17 protein-coding genes are annotated in these 19,852 nt (G+C 75.3%); 10 read left to right on the top strand and 7 right to left on the bottom strand.

The window, feature by feature from the left end:
* Positions 1–41: 41 nt before the first annotated feature.
* From LPA42_RS26250 to LPA42_RS26235, 4 genes are all read left to right on the top strand, one after another.
* Complete coding sequence (locus tag LPA42_RS26250) at positions 42–1,547, top strand: NYN domain-containing protein (RefSeq protein ID WP_077939000.1); 1,506 nt, start codon at positions 42–44, stop codon at positions 1,545–1,547.
* 202 nt (positions 1,548–1,749) lie between these two features.
* Entirely contained in the window at positions 1,750–2,001 is a 252-nt protein-coding gene (locus LPA42_RS26245) for a hypothetical protein (RefSeq protein ID WP_228986930.1), read from the top strand.
* A 177-nt stretch (positions 2,002–2,178) separates the two neighbouring features.
* Positions 2,179–3,438 carry a M48 family metallopeptidase gene (locus tag LPA42_RS26240; protein WP_077939001.1) on the top strand — a complete coding sequence of 420 codons (1,260 nt, stop codon included), beginning with the start codon at positions 2,179–2,181 and terminating at the stop codon, positions 3,436–3,438.
* Positions 3,435–4,559, top strand: coding sequence for a glycosyltransferase family 4 protein (locus tag LPA42_RS26235; RefSeq protein WP_043967192.1), 1,125 nt, complete (start codon positions 3,435–3,437; stop codon positions 4,557–4,559). Before LPA42_RS26240 ends, LPA42_RS26235 begins: the two co-directional genes overlap by 4 nt.
* Before the next feature lie 10 nt (positions 4,560–4,569).
* Here LPA42_RS26235 and LPA42_RS26230 read toward each other — a convergent pair whose 3' ends face one another.
* The 5 genes from LPA42_RS26230 to LPA42_RS26210 all read right to left on the bottom strand — a co-directional run bounded on the left by LPA42_RS26230 (position 4,570) and on the right by LPA42_RS26210 (position 11,572).
* Entirely contained in the window at positions 4,570–6,243 is a 1,674-nt protein-coding gene (locus tag LPA42_RS26230; protein ID WP_176734399.1) for a bifunctional diguanylate cyclase/phosphodiesterase, read from the bottom strand.
* Positions 6,244–6,367: 124 nt separating this feature from the next.
* Complete coding sequence (locus LPA42_RS26225) at positions 6,368–7,180, bottom strand: SAM-dependent methyltransferase (RefSeq protein ID WP_077939002.1); 813 nt, start codon at positions 7,178–7,180, stop codon at positions 6,368–6,370.
* 195 nt (positions 7,181–7,375) lie between these two features.
* Positions 7,376–8,044, bottom strand: a complete 669-nt coding sequence (locus LPA42_RS26220) for a response regulator transcription factor (protein ID WP_007072219.1) — start codon at positions 8,042–8,044, stop codon at positions 7,376–7,378.
* A gap of 7 nt (positions 8,045–8,051) precedes the next feature.
* Entirely contained in the window at positions 8,052–9,689 is a 1,638-nt protein-coding gene (locus tag LPA42_RS26215; protein ID WP_077939007.1) for a GAF domain-containing sensor histidine kinase, read from the bottom strand.
* A 74-nt stretch (positions 9,690–9,763) separates the two neighbouring features.
* Complete coding sequence (locus LPA42_RS26210) at positions 9,764–11,572, bottom strand: long-chain fatty acid--CoA ligase (RefSeq protein ID WP_077939008.1); 1,809 nt, start codon at positions 11,570–11,572, stop codon at positions 9,764–9,766.
* Between the two features lie 121 nt (positions 11,573–11,693).
* Here LPA42_RS26210 and LPA42_RS26205 point away from each other — a divergent pair, with 121 nt between their 5' ends.
* The 6 genes from LPA42_RS26205 (at position 11,694) to LPA42_RS26180 (ending at position 17,008) form a co-directional block, all read left to right on the top strand.
* Entirely contained in the window at positions 11,694–12,149 is a 456-nt protein-coding gene (locus LPA42_RS26205; protein WP_043967200.1) for an SRPBCC family protein, read from the top strand.
* 43 nt (positions 12,150–12,192) lie between these two features.
* Positions 12,193–12,888 (top strand): hypothetical protein, encoded by a 696-nt coding sequence (locus tag LPA42_RS26200; RefSeq protein ID WP_077939009.1) that lies wholly within the window; start codon positions 12,193–12,195, stop codon positions 12,886–12,888.
* Positions 12,889–12,957: 69 nt separating this feature from the next.
* The gene (locus LPA42_RS26195; RefSeq protein ID WP_176734398.1) at positions 12,958–13,914 is read left to right on the top strand and encodes an ROK family glucokinase; all 957 of its coding nucleotides are present in this window, start codon (positions 12,958–12,960) and stop codon (positions 13,912–13,914) included.
* 11 nt (positions 13,915–13,925) lie between these two features.
* Positions 13,926–14,651 (top strand): endonuclease/exonuclease/phosphatase family protein, encoded by a 726-nt coding sequence (locus tag LPA42_RS26190; RefSeq protein ID WP_077939003.1) that lies wholly within the window; start codon positions 13,926–13,928, stop codon positions 14,649–14,651.
* Between the two features lie 135 nt (positions 14,652–14,786).
* Positions 14,787–16,190, top strand: coding sequence for an NAD(P)/FAD-dependent oxidoreductase (locus LPA42_RS26185; protein WP_077939004.1), 1,404 nt, complete (start codon positions 14,787–14,789; stop codon positions 16,188–16,190).
* A gap of 23 nt (positions 16,191–16,213) precedes the next feature.
* A complete protein-coding gene (locus tag LPA42_RS26180) occupies positions 16,214–17,008 on the top strand; it encodes an alpha/beta hydrolase (RefSeq protein ID WP_077939010.1) in 795 nt (264 codons plus the stop codon).
* Between the two features lie 96 nt (positions 17,009–17,104).
* Here LPA42_RS26180 and LPA42_RS26175 read toward each other — a convergent pair whose 3' ends face one another.
* Together LPA42_RS26175 and LPA42_RS26170 are read right to left on the bottom strand one after the other, a co-directional pair.
* Positions 17,105–18,523 (bottom strand): trehalose-6-phosphate synthase, encoded by a 1,419-nt coding sequence (locus tag LPA42_RS26175; protein WP_077939011.1) that lies wholly within the window; start codon positions 18,521–18,523, stop codon positions 17,105–17,107.
* Positions 18,524–18,729: 206 nt separating this feature from the next.
* Entirely contained in the window at positions 18,730–19,557 is an 828-nt protein-coding gene (locus LPA42_RS26170; RefSeq protein WP_077939005.1) for a hypothetical protein, read from the bottom strand.
* Between the last annotated feature and the right edge of the window lie 295 nt (positions 19,558–19,852).

Raw genomic sequence — 19,852 nt, 5'->3', positions numbered from 1 at the left:
TCACCGGGCGGTGGGCCCGGTCGCGGTGGGAGACTTGCCACATGCCCCTCACCGAGCCGCACGACGACAACCTCCCGCAGGAGGAGTCGGTCGCCGCCGTGCGCCACCCCGGTGAGGACGCCCCGACCGCCGGGGCGGGCACCGTGCCCGAGCAGGAGCCGGGGACGGAGTCGGAGCTGTCGGAGCCCGAGTCTGAGCCGAGGCTGTCGGAGTCCGAGCCGGAACCAGGGCCCGAGTCCGAGCCGGAGCCGACGCTGCCGGAGCCCGTGCGGCAGCGGATCGTCGCGCTCACCGCCGCCGTCCTGCCGGTCCTGCCCGGCGACGAGGTGCCCGTGCCGCTGCGCCGGGTGGCCAAGTTCGCGCCCAACCGGCGGGCCCGGCTGGGCGCGCCGATGATCGCCGCCCAGCTCACCGCCGATCCGCTGTTCCGGCAGCGGATCACCGCCCGGGTGCTCGCCGACTCCGGCGACCTCGGCGCCGCTGTGGTCGCCGGCACCGCCCCCGCCGCGGCCGACCCGGTTGAGGTCGCCGCGCTGGCCTACCTGGCCCGGCCCCGGGGCTGGCGGGAGCTGATCGACGCCAGCGGGGCGGCGGTGCGCGCCGAGGCGGACAAGGCCGTCGTCGACGAGCTGGTCCGCGAGGCCGAGCAGCGCGCCACCCGGGCCGAGCACGACCGGGCCGTGGCCCGGGTCGAGGCCGACAAGCTCCGCGACGAGCTGGCCCGGGTCCGCGACGAGCTCGGCCAGCTCCGCGAGGAGCACCGGCAGCTCGCCCGCACGCTGCGCGAGGCACAGGCCCGGGAGCGCAGGGCGGCCGAGCTGCTGGCCACCGAGCGGGGCCGGGCCAGCCGCGCCGCGACCGAGGCGGACGCCGAGCTGCGTCGCGCCCGGGCCCGGCTGGCCGAGGCCGAGGCGGCGGCCGGGGTGGCCCGCGCCAGCGCCAAGGAGGCCCGCTCCGTCGACGACGCGAAGCTCTGGCTGCTGCTGGAGACGATCGGGCAGGCCGCCGTCGGGCTGCGCCGCGAGCTGGCGCTCGACCCGGTCGACCGGCTCCCCGCCGACTTCGTGGCCGACACCTTCGCCGACCAGCCCAACGCCACCCCGGCCGGCGCCGCCACCCGGGCCCGCGACACCGACGACCCGGCCCGGCTCGACCAGCTGCTCGCGCTGCCGAAGGCGCACCTGGTGGTGGACGGCTACAACGTGACGAAGCGGGGCTTCGGCGAGATGTCGCTGGAGCAGCAGCGCAAGCGGCTGATCACCGGGCTGGGCGGGATCGCGGCGCAGACCGGGGACGAGGTCACCGTGGTCTTCGACGGCGCCGAGCGGATGCACGGCCTGCCGCCGGCCCCGCGCGGCGTGCGGGTGCTCTTCTCCCGCAAGGGCGAGACCGCCGACGAGCTGATCCGCCGGCTGGTCCGGGCCGAGCCGCCCGGCCGCCCGGTCGTCGTGGTCTCCTCCGACCGCGAGGTCGCCGACGGGGTACGCCGGCACGGCGCGTACCCGCTCGGCGCCGACTCGCTGCTGCGCCGCCTCGCCCGGTCCTGACCGGCCACGCCGCCCCGTTCCCGGCTCGTCGCGGCCCGGTGGCCGTGCGCACGGCCGGACTCCTTGCGCGGTTCTGGGGCGGAAGTTGGCCGGTTGTCCGAATCTGTCGTACCCCGGCCGTAGTGTCGGCGTGACCGACGGTGGTCGGGCGGTGGCGACGCCGCCCCGGCCCGTCCACCGACGCATCGCTTCAGGAGGAACGATGCTGATCGACTGCGACAGGTGCCGGGTCCGGGGCGCGGGCTGCGGCGGCTGCCTGGTGACCGCCCTGCTCGACGACGAGGCCCCCGGGGCGGATCTCGGCCCCGGCGAGCTGCGGGCCATCGAGGTGTTCGCCCGCGCCGGCTTCGACGTCGAGGTGCTGCCCGCCGCCAGCGCGTCGCCCGCCGTCGACGCGGCCACGCCCCCGCCCCGGGTGCCCCGTCCCAGCCGGACCCGCCGCCGCGCCGCGTAGCGCCCGCCCACCCGCCCGCCGGGTCGGGCTGGGACGGGGGCATGCCGATACCGCCATGTCCCCGACATGACGACGTGACCACCCCGGTCGGCCCTGCCGCCGCCGGCAATAGGATGAGCGCTCACGGCGGGAGGAGCGACGGATGGGGCGCGCACGAGGCGAGCGCGGGGTGGCCCGGTGACGCCGCGCGGCTGGGCGGTGCTCACCCTCGCCGGGCTCACCGTCGCGCTGCTCGTCGCCGTCGCCCTGCTCGTGCCCTGGCACCGGCCGCCCGCCCCGCGAGCCGACCAGCTCGCCGCCCTGCGGGACCTCCCCGCCGAGCAGGTCGCCCGGGCCCGTGCCTTCCGTGGCGCGCTGCGCCCCGGCGGCTGGGCCGCCCTCGCCGTGGGCCTGCTGGTGGCCCTGGCCGTCGGCCTGACCCCGCTGGGCGGTCGCCTGGTGGAGCTGGTGGCCCGCCCGTTCGGCGGCCACTGGATCGCCCAGGCGGTGCTCGGCGGGCTCGCCGTGCTGCTCGTCGCCGACCTGTTCACCCTGCCGTTCGCCGCCTGGCGGCAGACGATCCTCACCCGCTACGGGCTGAGCACCCAGGGCTGGGCCGGCTGGACGACCGACCTGCTCAAGTCGTACGCCGTCAGCGCCGTGATCGGCGCGCTCGCCCTGCTCGGCTTCTACACCGTCGTCCGGCTCGCCCCGCGCTGGTGGTGGGCCCTCGGCGCGGCCGGCGCGGCCGGGCTGGTGGTGCTGCTGTCGTTCGTGCTGCCGGTGCTGGTGGAGCCGGTGTTCAACCGGTTCACCCCGATGGAGCAGGGCCCGCTGCGCACCGAGCTGACGGCCATGGCGGCCCGCGACGGGGTGCCGGTGCGCGACGTGCTGGTCGCCGACGCGTCCCGGCGCACCCGCGCGGTCAACGCGTACGTCTCCGGGCTCGGGCCGACCCGCCGGGTCGTCGTCTACGACACGCTGCTGCGCGAGGCGACCCCGGCCGAGGTGACCAGCGTCGTCGCCCACGAGCTGGGGCACGCCAAGGACCGCGACGTCTGGACGGGCACCCTCACCGGGGCGCTGGGCGCCGCGCTGGGCGTGGTCGTGCTCTACCTGCTCGGCTCCGCCGGCCCGCTGCTGCGCCTGGCCGGCGTCGACTCGATCGCCGAGCCGCGCGCGTTCCCGCTGCTGCTCGCGCTGGTCACGGTGGCCGGCCTGGTGACCGCACCGGCCCAGGCGCTGGTGTCCCGCCGGGTCGAGGCGCGGGCCGACGCGCACGCCCTCGCCCTCACCGGCGACCCGGCCACCTTCGAGGCGATGCAGCGCCGCCTGGCCGGGGTGAACCTGGCCGACCCCGACCCGCCCCGCTGGGAATACCTCTACTCGGCGTCGCACCCGTCCACGGTCGAGCGGATGGCCGCCGCCCGCGCCTATGCCAGGGAGACCGGCCGATGAGCCGCACGCTGCTGATCACCAACGACTTCCCGCCCCGCCCGGGCGGCATCCAGTCCTTCGTGCACAACCTCGCCGTGCGCCAGCCCACCGGCTCCGTGGTGGTCTACGCCTCCAGTTGGCGGGGGGCGGAGAAGTTCGACGCCGACCAGCCGTTCGAGGTGGTGCGGGAGCGCACCAAGGTGCTGCTGCCCACCCCGCTGATCGCCCGCCGGGCCGCCCGGCTGGCCCGCCGGCACGACTGCGACACCGTCTGGTTCGGGGCGGCGGCCCCGCTCGGGCTGCTCGCCGCCGGGCTGCGCCGCCGCGCCGGGGTCCGCCGGGTGGTCGCCCTGACCCACGGGCACGAGGTGGGGTGGGCCGCGCTGCCCGGTGCCCGCACGGCGCTGCGCCGGATCGGCCGCGGCGCGGACGTGATCACCTACCTGGGCGAGTACACCCGGGTCCGGCTGGAGCGGGCGCTGCACGGGCTGACGGAGCTGCACCGGCTGGCCCCCGGGGTCGACGTCGACACGTACCATCCGTCGGTCGACGGCGAGCCGGTGCGGGCCCGGCTCGGTCTCGCGGACCGGCCGGTGGTGGTCTGCGTCTCCCGCCTGGTGCCGCGCAAGGGCCAGGACATGCTGATCCGGGCCCTGCCGGAGATCCGCCGCCGGGTGCCCGACGCGGCGCTGCTGGTCGTCGGCGGCGGGCCCTACCGGGGCGACCTGGAGAAGCTGGCCCGGCAGACCGGCGTCGAGCGGGACGTCGTCTTCACCGGCTCGGTGCCCGCGGCGGAGCTGCCGGCCCACTACGCGGCCGGCGACGTCTACGCGATGCCCTGCCGCACCCGCAACCGGGGCCTGGACGTCGAGGGGCTCGGCATCGTCTACCTGGAGGCGTCGGCCACGGGCCTGCCGGTGGTGGCCGGCGACTCCGGCGGCGCGCCGGACGCCGTCCGCGAGGGCGAGACGGGGTACGTGGTCCCCGGCCGCGACGTCGCCCAGCTCGCCGACCGGGTGGCCACCCTGCTCGCCGACCGGGACCTGGCCCGGCAGCTCGGCGCGGCGGGCCGGGCCTGGGTGGAGCGGGAGTGGCGCTGGGAGACCCAGGCCGCCCGCCTGGCCGCCCTCCTCGCCGGCTAACCCCGCCGCCTCAGCCGGCGGACAGGCGCTCCAGCAGGCGCGCGGCGGGCGCCGGCTTGCCGAAGTGCCAGCCCTGGGCGGCGTCGCAGCCGATGGCCCGCAGCCGGTCGGCCTGCCCCTCGGTCTCGACCCCCTCGGCCGTCACGGTCAGGTCCAGCGCGTGCGCCAGCGAGACCAGGGAGGCGAGGATCCGCTCGTCGGTGCGGCTCGCCGGGTCGTCCGCCGGGGCGCGCAGCCCCGCCACGAACTCCCCGGCCACCTTCAGCTCGGTCACCGGCAGGTCCCGCAGGTACGCCAGGTTGCAGTAGCCGGTGCCGAAGTCGTCGATGGCGATCCGCACGCCCATGTCGGCCAGCACCCGCAGGGCGCGCACCGGCTCCTCCACCGCGCTCATCATGGTGCTCTCGGTGACCTCCAGCTGGAGCCGCTCGGGCGGCAGACCGGTGCGTTCGAGGACGTCGCGCACCTCCCGCACCAGGCCGGGGCGGTGCACCTGGCGGACCGCCAGGTTGACGCTGACGAACGGCGCGGCGGCGCCGAACGACGACCAGGACGCCGCCTCCCGGCACGCCTCGGCGAGCACCCAGCTGCCCAGCGGCACGATCAGCCCGGTCTCCTCGGCCAGCTCGATGAAGCTGCCCGGGTAGAGCTTGCCCAGCTCCGGGTGCCGCCAGCGGACCAGCGCCTCGACGCCGAGCACCCGGCCGTCGCGCAGGGACGTCAGCGGCTGGTAGTCGAGGTGGAACTCGCCCCGGTCGAGGGCCGCCGGTATCGCCGCGGACAGGGCGTACCGGGCCAGCTCGCGGCGGCTGCGCTCGACGTCGAACAGCGACCAGCGCGCGCCGCCGTCCGCCTTGGCCCAGTGCAGCGTGGCGTCGGCGGCCCGCATCAGGTCGACCGGGGTGGTGCCGGCCACGGGACGCTCGACGATGCCGATGCTCGCCGACACGGTCAGCTCGTGACCGTCGACCAGGGCCGGTTCGCTGACCGCCGCGAGCGCCGTCTCGGCCACCTTCACCACGTCGTCGGTGCCCGCCGTGCGTTCGACCAGGATGACGAACTCGTCGCCGCCGAGGCGGGCGACCAGGTGCTCGCCGAGCGCGCGGCGCAGCCGGTCGGCCACCGACACCAGCAGCATGTCGCCGACCTGGTGGCCGAGGGAGTCGTTGACCACCTTGAAGCGGTCCAGGTCGAGGAAGCACACCCCGACCCGGTCCGCGCCCCGGCCGGGGGAGTCGATCGCGGCGGCCAGCCGCTCGGTGAACAGCGTGCGGTTGGGCAGGTCGGTCAGCGGGTCGTGGGTGGCCTGGTGGCGGAACCGGGCCTCGCTGTCCCGCAGGGCCCGCTCGGCCTCCGCGCGGGCCACCATCGCGGCCCGGCGGATCGACTCCTGCTCGTCGAGCGTCCGGTCCCGCAGCGCCCGGGCGTAGCCCGTCGCCACGGTGGCCAGCAGCCGGGCCATCCGGTCCTCGACGTCCTCGGTGACCAGCCCCAGGTCGCGCAGCAGCCGGAGCTGGATGACCTCGATGGTCCGGCCCAGGCCCTCGGCGGAGGCGATGTGCGCCGCCACCAGCTCGGCGCCGACCTGGTGGCCGACCCGCACGTCGAACGGCTCGGACACCAGCGCTGCGGCCAGCCGCCCGGTGAGCCGGTGCAGCAACGCCTCCAGCTGGGCCTGCGTCATCGGCAGGTAGCTGGTGCCGGAGACCGCCTTCGCCCAGGCCCGGGCGAACACGCTCGGGCAGCAGGCGGGCACCCCCGGGCAGGGCCCGCCGGGAGCTGACGGGCCTGACGGGTCGTCCGGATGCTCACCCACCGAGCCGCCCGACGCCACCCATGAAGACCGCCTTCTCGGCGTCCTCGGCGCTCTCCGGGGTCTCGGGCCGCCACTGCGGCACCCAGACCACCCCCGGGTCGACCAGCCCGAAGCCGTCGAAGAGGGCGGTCAGCTGCCGCCGGCTGCGGATGACCAGCGGGTTGTCGGTGCGCTGGTAGACCGCCTCGGCCTCCTCGCGTTCCCCGGTGTCCTGCCGGTCGTCGTCGCTGGCCTGCGACAGCACCAGGTAGCTGCCCGGGGCGAGCGCCGCGCGCAGGGTCCGCAGGATCTCGTCGGGCCGGTCCTCGTCGGGCACGAAGTGCAGCACCGCCACGATCATCACCGCGACCGGCTGGGAGAAGTCGAGCATCCGGTTGACCTCGGGGTGGGCCAGGATCCGCTCCGGGTGGCGCAGGTCCTCCTGCAGGACGACCGCCCGGTCGTTGCCGCTGAGGATCTCCCGGCTGTGCGCCACGGCCACCGGGTCGACGTCGACGTAGACCACCCGGGACTCCGGGGCGATCCGCTGGGCGATCTCGTGCACGTTGCCGACGGTCGGGATGCCGGAGCCGATGTCGAGGAACTGGCGGATGCCCTGCTCGGCGAGGAACTGCACCGCCCGGCGCAGGAACGCCCGGTTGGCCTGGGCCATCAACGGGGCGTCGGGCACCGCGGCCACCATCGCCCGCGCGGCGGCCCGGTCGGCGGCGAAGTTGTGCGAGCCGCCGAGATAGTAGTCGTACATGCGGGCCACGCTGGGGCGCTCGATGTCGATCGTGTCGGGTGCCCAGTCCGGCCGCTGCATGCCCTACCCCTTTTGTCAACGACGCGGGCCACGCCGCCCGCGCGGGTCACCCGGGTATTCTGCCCCGCCCGCCGGGCGGGTGACCAGAGAGGGCCGCCGTCGTCGCGCCCGGCCGGCCGGAGGGTCCCGTTGACCGGACCCGCCGGCCGTCGCGCAAGCCCCCCGGCCGGTGACTGCCGGCCGGGCGGGACGGCGTCAGAACTTCGGGGCGTCGGGCGCTTCGAGCAGGCCGAGCCGCAGCGCCGTCATCAGCGCCTGCGCCCGGTTGGCCGCGCCCAGCTTCTCGTAGAGCTTCGAGATGTGGGTCTTGGCCGTCGACTCGCTGACGAAGAGCTGCTTGGCGATGCCGGCCACGCTCATCCCGTCGGCGAGCAGCCGCAGCACCTGACCCTCGCGGGGGGAGAGCTGCGGGCCGGACGGCGCGAGCCGCCGCTTCATCGCCTCGGCCAGGTCGGCCGCCGTGAACGCGCTCGGCGAGGAGGCGGCGTGCCGGGCGGCGGCCACGACCTCGTCGGCCGGGGCCGTCTTCGGCACGAACGCGCTCGCACCGGCCTCCAGCGCACCGAAGAGCTGGTCGTCGCCCGCGTACATGGTGAGCACGACGATGCCCATCGACGCGCTGGACTTGCGGAGCGCGCGGGTGGCCTCCAGGCCGCTGCCGTCGGGCAGCCGCAGGTCCATGATCACCACGTCGGGCTGGAGGGCGCCGGCCTGCCGGACCCCCTCCGCCGCCGTGGCGGCCTCACCGACGACCTCGAACTGCCGGTCACGCTCGAAGGCGTGCCGCAGCCCCTTGCGGATCAGATCGTGATCGTCGACAAGGAGGACCTTGGTGCGGGTCGCCGGTGTCGGGCTTGTGGTCATCCTCGGGTTACTCCCCTTCTGCTGCTGCCGCCTTGCCGCGCACCCTATCGCGCCGGGGCGAGGAGCCGAGCACCACCGCCACGGTCGTGCCACTGGGTTGGCGCGGCCTGATCTCCAATCGGCCCCGGATACGTTCCGCCCTCTCGGCCATGATCGCAAGACCGTAGTGCCCGTCCGTGCGCTGCTCACCGATGCCGTGACCGTCATCCGACACTTCGATCTGCGCGTACGGGGGGTCCACCTCACAGGTGACCCACAGGTTCGCCGCCCCGGCGTGCTTGCGGGCGTTGGTGACCGCCTCCTGCGCGATACGCAACAGTTCGGCCTCGGTCGCGGCGGGCAGCCGCGCGGTGGACTCGTCCAGCGACAGGTGCACCCGCAGCCCGCCGGACGCCCCGACGGTGCGCGCGTACTCGGCGATGGCGGCGGCCAGGCCCCCGTGCCGGTCCACCTCGCTGCGCAGCTCGAACAGGCTCAGCCGCAGCTCGGTGATGACCCGGGTCACCTCGCCGCGCAGGGTGCGCAGCGCCTCGGCCGTCTCCTTCGGGTCCTCCTCCACGTACGCCAGGGCGTTGTCGATGCCGTACCCGACCATGACCAGCTCCTGGGCGACCCCGTCGTGGATCTCCCGGGCCAGCCGCTGCCGCTCCTCGTTGGTGGCCAGCGAACGGACCTCGTCGAACAGCAGCGCGGCCTCCAGCCGCAGCGCCGCCGGGCGGGTCAGCGCGGTCACCCGGGACACCACCGGCGGCGGGTACGCCTGCGCGACGTCCGCCTCCATCACCAGCATGCCGACCGTGCGGACCCCGGCGACCAGCGGCACGATCAGCGCGGAGACGTCGCCGCCGGTGTGCGAGCGGGCCTGCGAGCGGCTGGCGGTCTGCGGCTGCTGGCTGGCCCAAGCGTCGGCGATCGCCGAGTCGGCGTCGAGCGTGGTCTCCCAGTCGACCCGGTCCACGCCCACCTGGGCGAGCACCACCAGCCGGCCGCCGCCGCTGGCGGAGAGCACCGCCGCCCGCTCAGCCCGGGCCACGGTGCGCAGCTCCTCCAGCAGGTGCTCGGAGATGCCGCCCGGGTCGAGGGTCGCCCCCGGCAGCTGCCGGGCCACCGTGCGCAACTGGGTCAGCAGCCGGGTCGCCTCCGCGTACGGCTGGGGCTTGCCCTCGCTGCGGACCCGGATCACCCGGTGCAGGGTGCCGGCGGTGTAGAGGCCCAGGCCGGCGAGGATCAGCCACTGCGCGCAGACCGCCAGGTAGCCCGGCTGGCCGAGCTGCCGGCCGCCGTCGACCTGGGTGAGGGCGGCGCTGATCAGCAGGGTGGCGGCGGTGACGGCGAGCAGCGCCGCGCCCTCGCGGAACCGTCGGCGCAGCGCGGTCACCGTCACCGGGACGGCGAGGTACGGCAGTACGGCCGACGCGCCGAGGCCGCCGATCGTGCCGTTGAGGGTGGTGACCGCGGCGACCTGGCTCGCGGCCAGCCCCAGCACCACCACCTCGGCGAAGCGGCTGAGCGGGCCGAGCAGCCGGTGCTGGGGGGCGAGGGCGGCGGGCAGCCCGGCGACGCCGAGCAGGGCGATCCACCAGAGCTGGCCGGCGTCGTGGGTGGCGAAGAGGGTGAGGACGGCGACCAGCGCGAGCATCACCACGCGCGCGGCGGTGGCGAGCGGCTGCGTCGGCGGCCGGGCGGGTGTCGAGGAGTCGGGCACGTGACGGATCGTAGTCAGCGCCGGTAGATCTCCGCGATCTCCGCCGCGTACGTGGTGTGCACGACCTGCCGCTTGACCTTCAGCGACGGGGTGAGTTCCCCGGTGGCCTCGGTGAAGTCGTGCGGCAGGATCCGGAACACCTTGATCGCCTCGGCCTTGGAGACGGCCTGGTTGGCCTGGTCGACCGCGCCCTGCACCTCGGCGCGCAGCGCCTCGTCGTCGCGCAGCTCGTCGACGCCGGTGTCCTCGGGGCGGCCGTGGGCGGCCAGCCACTTCGGCAGCGCCTCCTCGTCGATGGTGACCAGCGCGGCGATGAACGGCTGCCGGTCGCCGACGACGACGCACTGGCTGATCAGCGGGTGCGCCCGGACCTGGTCCTCCAGCACCGCCGGGGCGACGTTCTTGCCGCCGGCGGTCACGATGATCTCCTTCTTGCGGCCGGTGATGCTGAGGAAGCCGTCGGCGTCGAGCTGGCCGAGGTCACCGGTGCGGAACCAGCCGTCCGGGCTGAGCGCCTCGGCGGTGGCCTCCTCGTTGCGCCAGTAGCCCTGGAAGATCAGGTCGCCGGAGATCAGGATCTCGCCGTCGTCGGCGATCCGGATGGTCACGCCGGGCAGCGGCCGGCCTACGGTGCCGATCTTCGTGGCGTCGGGCAGGTTCGCGGCGGCGGCGGGGGAGGTCTCGGTCAGCCCGTACCCCTCGCAGATGGTCACCCCGATGCCCCGGAAGAAGTGCCCGAGGCGGGCCCCGAGCGGCGCGCCGCCGGAGATCGCGTCGCGGCACCGGCCGCCGAGGGCGGCCCGCAGCTTGCGGTAGACCAGCTTGTCGAAGACCGCGTGCTGCACGCGCAGCGCCACGCCCGGCCCGCCCGGCGACTCCAGCGCCTCGCTGTACGCCACGGCGACCTGCTCGGCCCGGTCGAAGATCTTGCCCTTGCCGTCGGCCTCGGCCTTCTGCCGGGCCCCGTTGTAGACCTTCTCGAAGACCCGGGGCACCGACAGCACGAAGGTCGGCCGGAAGGCCTGGAGCTCGGCGACCAGGTTCCTCGTGTCGGCGCAGTGCGCCATGGTGGCCCGGGCCTGCACCACGCCGATCTGGATGAGCCGGGCGAAGGCGTGCGCGAGGGGAAGGAACAGCAGGGTCGACGCGCCCGGGCGCAGGAAGAGGTTCGGTAGCACCGGCACGGCGTTGGCGATGTCGGCGTACATGTTGCGGTGGGTCAGCACGCAGCCCTTGGGCCGGCCGGTGGTGCCGCTGGTGTAGATGATGGTGGCGACGTCGTCGGCCTTGACCCCCGTGCGCCGCCGGTCGACCTCGACCGGGTCGACCGAGGCCCCGGCGGCGACCAGCTCGTCGACCGCGCCCAGCTCGATCTGCCAGAGGTGGGCCAGCTCGGGGAGCCGGTCGCGGACGCCCTCGACGAGGGTGGCGTGGGCGGTCGTCTCGACCACGGCGGCGACCGCGCCGGAGTCGGCCAGGATCCAGGCGGCCTGCTCGGCGCTGGACGTCTCGTAGATCGGCACGGTGACCGCGCCGGCCGCCCAGATGGCGTAGTCGAACAGGGTCCACTCGTAGCGGGTGCGGCTCATCAGGCCGACCCGGTCGCCGGGGGAGACGCCGGCGGCGACCAGCCCCCGGGCCAACGCGACCACCTCGTCGCGGAACTGCCGGCAGGTCACCTCGACCCAGCCGGAGGCCGGCGCGGCGGCGGGGCGGGCGAACTGGACGGCCTCCGGGGCGGTCTCGGCATTGTCCCAGACCGGGTCGGTGAGGTTGGCCGAGTCGCCGACGGTGACGATCGGCGGAACGGAGAACTCGCGCACCTGCACTCCCTCGTGCTCGCACTTCCCGGGCGGGCCGGGGCCCCGGACGGGTCGGCTCTGTCGAAACCTACCCGCCCGCCCAGGTGGGTGCGCCAGGCAGGTTGCCGGGTAGCCTCCCCCCATGGCGGACTCCTCCACCCAGTCGATCGTCATCGGCGCGTCACCGGAGCGGGTGGCGGCGGTCATCTGCGACTTCGCGCGCTACCCGGAATGGACCGACGCGGTGCGCCGGACCGAGGTCGTCGAGGAGTACGAGGACGGCTACGCCAGCCAGGTCCGCTTCACCCTCGACGCCGGGGTGCTGGCCGACGAGTACGTGCTGGCCTACGAGTACGCCGAGGACATCTCCCGCATCGAGTGGCACCTGGTGGCGCCCTCGAAGATGCAGCGCTCCCAGCGCGGGTCGTACGACCTCGTCGGCAACCCCGACGGCACGACCACGGTGACCTACACCCTGGAGGTGGAGCTCTCCGTGGGCATGCTCGGCATGTTTCGCCGCAAGGCCGAGAAAATGATCATGGATGCGGCGTTGAAGCAGCTCAAGCGCCGGGTAGAAGACACCGGTGCGGCGCGGTGACGCGACCGGCTGCGGCACGCCCGGCACGGTAGAGGAGCCGACCATGGGGGGTACGGATCCGGGCTCGGCCCGGGAAGAGGCGGAGCGGCTGGTCGCCACGGTCCTCGCGGCGGCCCGGCTGGCCGCCGCGGGCGCCGGGTCGGGCGGCGGCTCCGGGGCGGGGCCGTGGGGTCCGCTCGGTGGGATCGTGTCCAGTGTCCTCGGTCACAGCACCGGCGGCGCGGCGACGCGACCGGCCGCCAGCGGCGGCCACGGCGGTTTCGCCACCGGTGCCGCCGAATGCTGTATCTGTCCGGTCTGCCGCGGTATCGCCGCGTTGCGGGACCCGAGTCCGGAATTCGCCGAGCGGCTCGCCACGGGAGCCGGTGATCTGGCCGCCGGGGTGGCCAGCCTGCTGCGCGCGTTCGCGTCGGCCGACGAGCCCTCCGCCGGTGGCCCACCGCCCGGTGACCCCGCCGCGCCCCCGCCCCGACCGGCGGCTGACCAGGCATCGGGCGATCACGTGTGGCGCGAGGCCACCCGTACCGGGCATGATTCTCACCCGGCGCCGGATGAGGACGTGTGGTCCGCCGCGACCCGGGGGGAGGGTCCGGGCGTTCCGGCCGCCGCCGTGCCGCCCGCCGACGACGCCGGGCCGGACGCGCCGGGGGCTCCCCGGCCGCCGGCCGGCCGACCCGTGGTGCCCGCGTCGCGGGCCCCCGGTGGCGCGGGAGGGGACGCACCAGGCGACGGGGCCTGACCACCGGACATCCCGTCCCACCGGCACGGCCGTACGCCGTGCCGGTGCCGGGCAGCACAGCAGAGGGGAGTGGCAGCGGTGACGCTGACCATCGGAGTCGACGTCGGTGGCACGAAGGTGGCCGGCGGTGTCGTCGACGACACCGGCAACGTACTCGTGCAGGCCCGACGGGACACCCCCGCCGACAACGTGGGCAAGACCCGGGACGTCATCATCGAGGTGGTCACCGAACTCGCCGCCGGCCGGCAGATCGACGCCGTCGGCATCGGCGCGGCCGGCTGGATCGACGCCACCCGCTCCACCGTCCTCTTCGCGCCCAACCTCGCCTGGCGCGACGAGCCCCTGCGCGACTACGTCAGCCGGGCCACCGGTCTGCCCGTGATCGTCGAGAACGACGGGAACGTCGCCGCCTGGGCCGAGTTCCGCTACGGCGCCGCCCGGCACGCCGACGACTCCATGGTCATGTTCACCATCGGCACCGGCGTCGGCGGCGGCATCGTGCTCGGCGGCGAGCTGGTGCGCGGCGCCCACGGCATCGCCGCCGAACTGGGCCACATGCTCACCGTCCCCGACGGCCACCAGTGCGGCTGCGGCCGGCTCGGCTGCATCGAGCAGTACGCCAGCGGCAGCGCCCTGGTGCGCTTCGCCCGCGCCGCCGCCCGGCAGGAGCCGCACCGGGCCGTCGCCCTGCTGGAGCTGGCCGGCGGCGAGGCCGAGGCGGTCACCGGCCCGATGGTGACCGCCGCCGCCCAGGGCGGCGACCCCGTCTCCGCCGAGGCGTTCGCGCAGGTCGGGCGCTGGCTCGGCACCAGCCTCGCCGACATGGCGCAGATCCTCGACCCGCAGGTCCTCGTCGTCGGCGGCGGCGTCGTCGACGCGGGCGACCTGCTGCTCGGCCCGACCCGGCGCTCCTTCACCGACGCGCTGGCCCAGCGCAGCCGGCTCCCCGTCGCCGAGGTGCTCCCCGCCGAGCTGGGCAACACCGCCGGCGTGATCGGCGCCGCCGACCTGGCCCGCCGGCTGTAGGGCGGGCCGGGATGACCGAGACCGGCCAGGGGGCCGGGGCCCCGGGCGGAGTGCCGCTGCGCGTCGTGTCGTACAACGTGCACAGCCAGCGCGACGACCAGGCCGCGCTGGCGGCGGTGGTCCGCGCGGTCGCCCCCGACGTGGTGATCGTGCAGGAGGCGCCCCGGCGGTTCCGGTGGCGGCAGAAGTGCGCGTCGCTGGCCGAGTCGTTCGGGCTGGTCGTCGCCGTCGGCGGCCTGCCGTCGCTGGGCAACCTGCTGCTGACCAGCCTGCGCGTGCGGGTGGCCGACACCCGCTGCCAGCGCTACCCGCTGACCCCGGGCCGGCACATGCGCGGCGCCGCGTACGCCGACTGCCGCGTCGGCGGGGCCCGGTTCCTGCTGGCCGGCTCGCACCTGTCCACCGACCCGGCCGAGCGCCCCGCGCAGGCGGCGGCGTTCAAGCGGGAGCTGGCCGCCGCCGACCTGCCCGTGGTGGCCGGCGCCGACCTCAACGAGGGCCCGGACGGCCCGGCGTGGGCGACCGTCGGCGCGGGGCTGACCGACGCGGCGGTCGCGGCCGACCGCGCCGACCGGCTCACCTACTCGTGCGCCGACCCGCGCCGCCGCATCGACGCCGTCTTCGTCGACCCCCGGATCACCGTGGTCGACTACGACGTGGTGGACACCCCGCAGGCCCGCCTGGCCAGCGACCACTTCCCGGTCGTGGTCGACCTGCTGCTGCCCGCCGCCGGCTGACGGGCCGCGCGACCCACCGTCCACAGGGACTGGACAAACCGGTCGGGTTACCGGAAGGATTTCGCAGCGACCCGGCTCATGCCGCGCATGAGGAGAATGATTTCCGGCACTCGTGCCGCACATAAGGAGAATCCGGTGTCCCCCTCCACCGACCCCGGCCGTCCCGAGCCGGACGCGACGACGCTCGCCCCGCCCCGGGACGCCCGACCGGTCTCCGACCGAGGCGACACGGTCTGCGTCATCGGGGCCGGGGCCAGCGGCCTCACCGCCGTGAAGAACCTGCGCGAGCACGGCTTCGGCGTCGACTGCTACGAGCGGGAGACCGGCGTCGGCGGCGCGTGGAACTGGCGGCACGACCGCAGCCCCGTCTACGCCAGCACCCACCTGATCTCGTCGCGGCCGTTCACCCAGTTCCCCGACTTCCCGATGCCGGACGACTGGCCGGACTACCCGCACCACAGCCAGGTGCTGACCTACTTCGAGCGCTACGCCGACCACTTCGACCTGCGCCAGCACATCTGGTTCGGCACCGAGGTGATCCGGGTCGAGCCGGTCGACGGCGACCGCTGGGACGTCACCACCCGCAGCACCGGCGGGTACGGCCCCGAGCGCACCTCCCGGTACGCCGCCGTGCTCGTCGCCAACGGCCACAACTGGTCGCCGAAGCTGCCCCGCTACGAGGGGCTGGAGGAGTTCCGGGGCGAGATCATGCACGCCTCGTCGTACAAGGACCCGGCGCAACTGCGCGGCAAGCGGGTGCTGGTCGTCGGGGCCGGCAACACCGGCTGCGACATCGCCGTCGAGGCGGCCCAGCAGGCGTCCCACTGCTGGCACTCCACCCGCCGCGGCTACTGGTACGCCCCCAAGTACGTCCTCGGCCGCCCCGCCGACCAGGTCAACGACAGCCTGCTCGCCCTGCGGGTGCCGCTGCGCGTGCGGCAGTGGCTCTACCACTGGACGCTGCGGCTCACCGTCGGCGACCTGACCCGGTTCGGCCTGCCCAAGCCCGACCACCGGGTCTACGAGACCCACCCCATCGCCAACAGCCAGCTCGTCTACCACGTCGGCCACGGCCAGATCACCCCCGTGCCGGACGTGGCCCGGTTCCACGCCAAGGCCGTCGAGCTGACCGACGGCCGCGAGATCGACCCGGAGCTGGTCGTCTTCGCCACCGGCTACCTGCCGCGCTTCGAGTTCCTCGACCCCCGGGTGCTCGGCGCGGACGAGGCGGGCCGGCCCCGGCTGTGGCTCAACGCGTTCGTCCCCGGCCACCCGACGCTCGCCGTCGCCGGCCTGGTCCAGCCCGACTCGGGGATCTTCACCCTGTCGCACTGGCAGACCGTCCTGTTCGCCCGGCTGCTCGCGCTGCGCGTGCGCCGACCGGAGCGGGCCGCCGCCTTCGCGCAGCGGGTCACCGCCGGGGCCGGCGAGCGGTACTCGGGGAAGGTCAAGGACAGCAGCCGGCACTGGTTCGAGGTGGGCCACGCCGACTACCTGCGCGCCGTCCAGCGCGCCATGCACGAGCTGGAGGAGAAGTGAGCCGGCAGCAGCGGGTGCGGATCATGCGCGGCCGGGAGTGGGCCCGGCCCGTCCGCCCGGCCCGGCGCGAGGTGCTCAGCGCGCTCCCCGAGGTCGAGCAGGGCCGCCCACCGCTGCTGTTCGTGCCCGGCTTCGGCCACGGCGCGTGGGCGTTCGCCGAACACTGGCTCGGCCACGCCGCCGGTCGCGGCTTCCCGGCGTACGCGCTGAGCCTGCGCGGCCACGGCGGCAGCGAGCCGGCGCCGGAGGCGACGCTGCGGGCGTACACCCATGACGTGACGCAGGCGGCGGCGGGCCTGCCGCGCCAGGCGGTGCTGGTGGGGCACGGCGCCGGGGCCCTGGTGGTGCGGCACGCCCTGGCCCGCTATCCGGCGCGGGCGGCGGTGCTGGCGGCCCCGGTGCTCGGCGACTGGTCGACGCTCGGCACGGCGCTGCGCCGCAACCCCGGCGGCACCCTGCCCGCGTTCGTCGGCGCGGGGCTGCGGCTGAGCCGCCGGCAGCTGTTCAGCCGCGAGCTGCCCGACGCCGAGGCCCGCCGGTACGCCGCCCGGCTCGGCCACGCCGGCCGGCGCGCCCAGTGGCAGCTGCTGACCCACCGCGACCCGGAGCCGGCCGTGGGCGACCCGCCCGTGCTGGTCGTGGGCAGCCCCGACGACCGGGTGGTCCCGCCGGCCGCGCTGAGCCGGGCCGCCCGCCGGCACGGCGGCGCGCCGCTGCTCTTCCCCGGCATGGGGCACGACCTGATGCTCGACGTCCGCTGGCGGGAGCCGATCGACGCGATCCTGGACTGGCTGGAGAAGGAACACCCACCGGCCTGACCCGCTGCCGGCCTGACCCGCTGCCGGCCTGACCCGCTGCCGGCGCGGCCCGTCGTCCGGGCGCGCCGGCAGCGGCCGGTCGTGCGGAGCGCCCGGTCAGCCGGTGGGGGCGAGGTGGGTCAGCAGCGACCCGCCGTCGTCGAGGGCGCTGAGGTAGGAGCGGGCCCACGCCCGGATGTCGTTGCGGTGCAGGTGCTCGCGCATCGCCCGCATCCGCGGCGTGACGTCGGCCGGGTCGGCCTCGAGCGCCGAGAGCAGCCCCTGCTTGAGCCCCTCCAGGTCGTGCGGGTTGACCAGGTACGCCTGCGGCAGCTCGGCCGCCGACCCGGCGAACTCACTGAGCAGCAGCGACCCCGTGTCGTCGACCCGGGCCGCCACGTACTCCTTCGCGACGAGGTTCATGCCGTCGCGCAGCGGGGTCACCGCCATCACGTCGGCGACCCGGTAGAGCGCCGCCAGCTCGGCCCGGTCGAACGGCTGGGTGAGGTAGTGGATGGCCGGCTCGCCCACCCGGCCGAACTCGCCGTTGATCCGCCCCACCTCGCGCTCGACCCGGTCGCGGAGGATCTGGTATTGCGTGACCCGCTCCCGGCTGGGCACCGCCACCTGCACCAGCACCGTGTCGCGCACCTTGACGTGCCCGCTGGCCAACAGCTCGCTGTAGGCCTTGAGCCGCTGCTCGATGCCCTTGGTGTAGTCCATCCGGTCGACGCTGAGGATGACGTGGCCGGGGTCGCCGAGGTCGTGGCGCAGCCGCTGGGCCCGCGCCACCACGTCGGGGCGGGCGGCCAGCGCGGCCATCTCGGCGGTGTCGATCGAGACCGGGAACGCCCCGATGCGGACCACCCGGTCGTCGACGCCGATGCGCCGGTCGGTCGCCGGCAGCTCCAGCACCTTCGCCACCAGCTGGGCGAAGTTGTGCGCGGCCTGGGCGCGCTGGAAGCCGATCAGGTCGGCGCCGAGCATGCCGCGCAGCAGTTCGGCCCGGCGGGGGAGCTGCATGAACAGCTCCGGCGGCGGGAACGGCACGTGCAGGAAGAAGCCGATCCGCAGGTCGGGGCGCAGCTCGCGCAGCAGGCCGGGCACCAGTTGCAGGTGGTAGTCCTGCACCCAGACCACCGCGCCCTGCTCGGCCGCCTCGGCGGTCGCCTCGGCGAACCGCTGGTTGACCCGCTGGTACGCCTCCCACCAGCGGCGGTGGTATTCCGGCTGCTCCACCGCGTCGTGGTAGAGCGGCCAGAGGGTCGAGTTGGCGAAGCCCTCGTAGTGGTCGCGGAAGTCCTCGCCGCTCAGCGGCACGGCGCGCATTCGCACGCTGCCGATGTCGGGCAGGCTCGGCGCCGGCCCGGTGCCGCCGGCCCAGCCGACCCAGGTGGCCGGCGTGTGCCGCAGCAGGGGGTGCAGGGCGCTCACCAGCCCGCCGGGGCTGCGTCGCCATTCGCAGGCGCCGTCGGGCGCCACACTGTCGTCGATGGGCAGGCGGTTGGCCACCACCACGAGGGAACTCTGTCGCATCTCGGGCATTCCGATCAGCAGAGACCGACCACCGCTAGCAAGGAACAACCGGGCAGCCAGTGCGGGAAGTGACGTACAGCGGTATTCCTACTGACAGTAAGTTACACCACTGTTACGCCCCATGCCGGGGGCGGTGCGCGTCCCGCAATTCGGGCATCCGCCGCCCGCCTGTGGGGACGGGTCACTACCCGGCGTATGGGGCCGCCTCAGACGCGGGCGCCGTCGTCGGGGTCGTCGTCGGAGTCGCCGGGGCGCAGCCGCCAGATCAGCGTCACGAAGCCGGCGAGGATGCCGGTGAAGCCGAGCAGGGTCACCACGGACGGGTCCACCGGCAGCAGCGTCGGCTCCAGGAAGAGCACGAACCCGGCGACGATGGCCAGCACGCCGGCCACCGCGTACTTGGAGACGCGGGGCAGCGGCGGTGGCGGCGGCGGGGTGTAGCGCTCGTCGGCGTCGTCGGGCAGGCCGGCGCCGAAGGTGTCCAGCCCGTCCAACAGGGACGGCTCGTCCTGCCGTCCCCCGCCGACGGAGACGCCCGAGACGTCGGCGGCCCACGGCAGCCGGCGTACGTCGGTGGCGGTGCCGCCCTCGTCCGCGCCGACCCGGCCGGTCGTGCCGGCCGGCTGCTCGTCGGGCTTGTCGTCGATGTCCTCGGCGGCGGGCCAGGGGTGCGCCCCGGCGGCCGGCGCGGTGTGGAAGCCGGCCACGATGCGGGCCCACTCGGCGTCGACGTCGGGCTCGTCGCGGGCCGGCGCGGCGGGGGCCTCCTCGGCGAGCTGGGTGAGGTAGTCGCGCGCGGTCGTCAGGTGGGAGCGGTCGACGTAGAGCCGGTCCACGGGGCGGGCCGGGACGGTGGTGGTGCGGGTGACCGGGTTCAGGTCGGCCGACGGCTGCAGGTACGCGGCGATGCCGCCCGCGGCCAGCACGTCGAGCAGGTGCTCGCCCACGCGCGGATCCACGTCGCCGGCGACCGCGTACTCGCTCGCGTCGAGCCCGTTGTCCCGCCGTCCCCGGCGGGCCCTACCCGCTGACACCGGACACCCTCCCTCGCGCACCTCCCGGTGCGGTAAGCACCCGACGCCCCGCACGCCGTGCCCTGAATCGTGACACGTCAGGGCCCCCTTCCGGGAGTGCGTTGTGGCGCGCCGTACGAAGTAAGGCCCCTGCCGCAGGTCGGGGCGGGGCCTCAATGTCGGTTTTCGCTAATCGCTTGCCAACAGAAGCCCCGTGCCCGGGCCCGCCACCAGCACCGCCCAGGCCGACCTGCCCCTGCCGACACCTACGCAGCTGAGTCGAATACGACATCACCCCCCCGCACCACCCCCCACC

The organism is Micromonospora sp. DH13 (genome assembly GCF_020873825.1).
GTDB classification, from domain to species: Bacteria; Actinomycetota; Actinomycetes; order Mycobacteriales; family Micromonosporaceae; genus Micromonospora; species Micromonospora haikouensis.
This window is presented reverse-complemented; position numbering and strand designations above follow the sequence as displayed.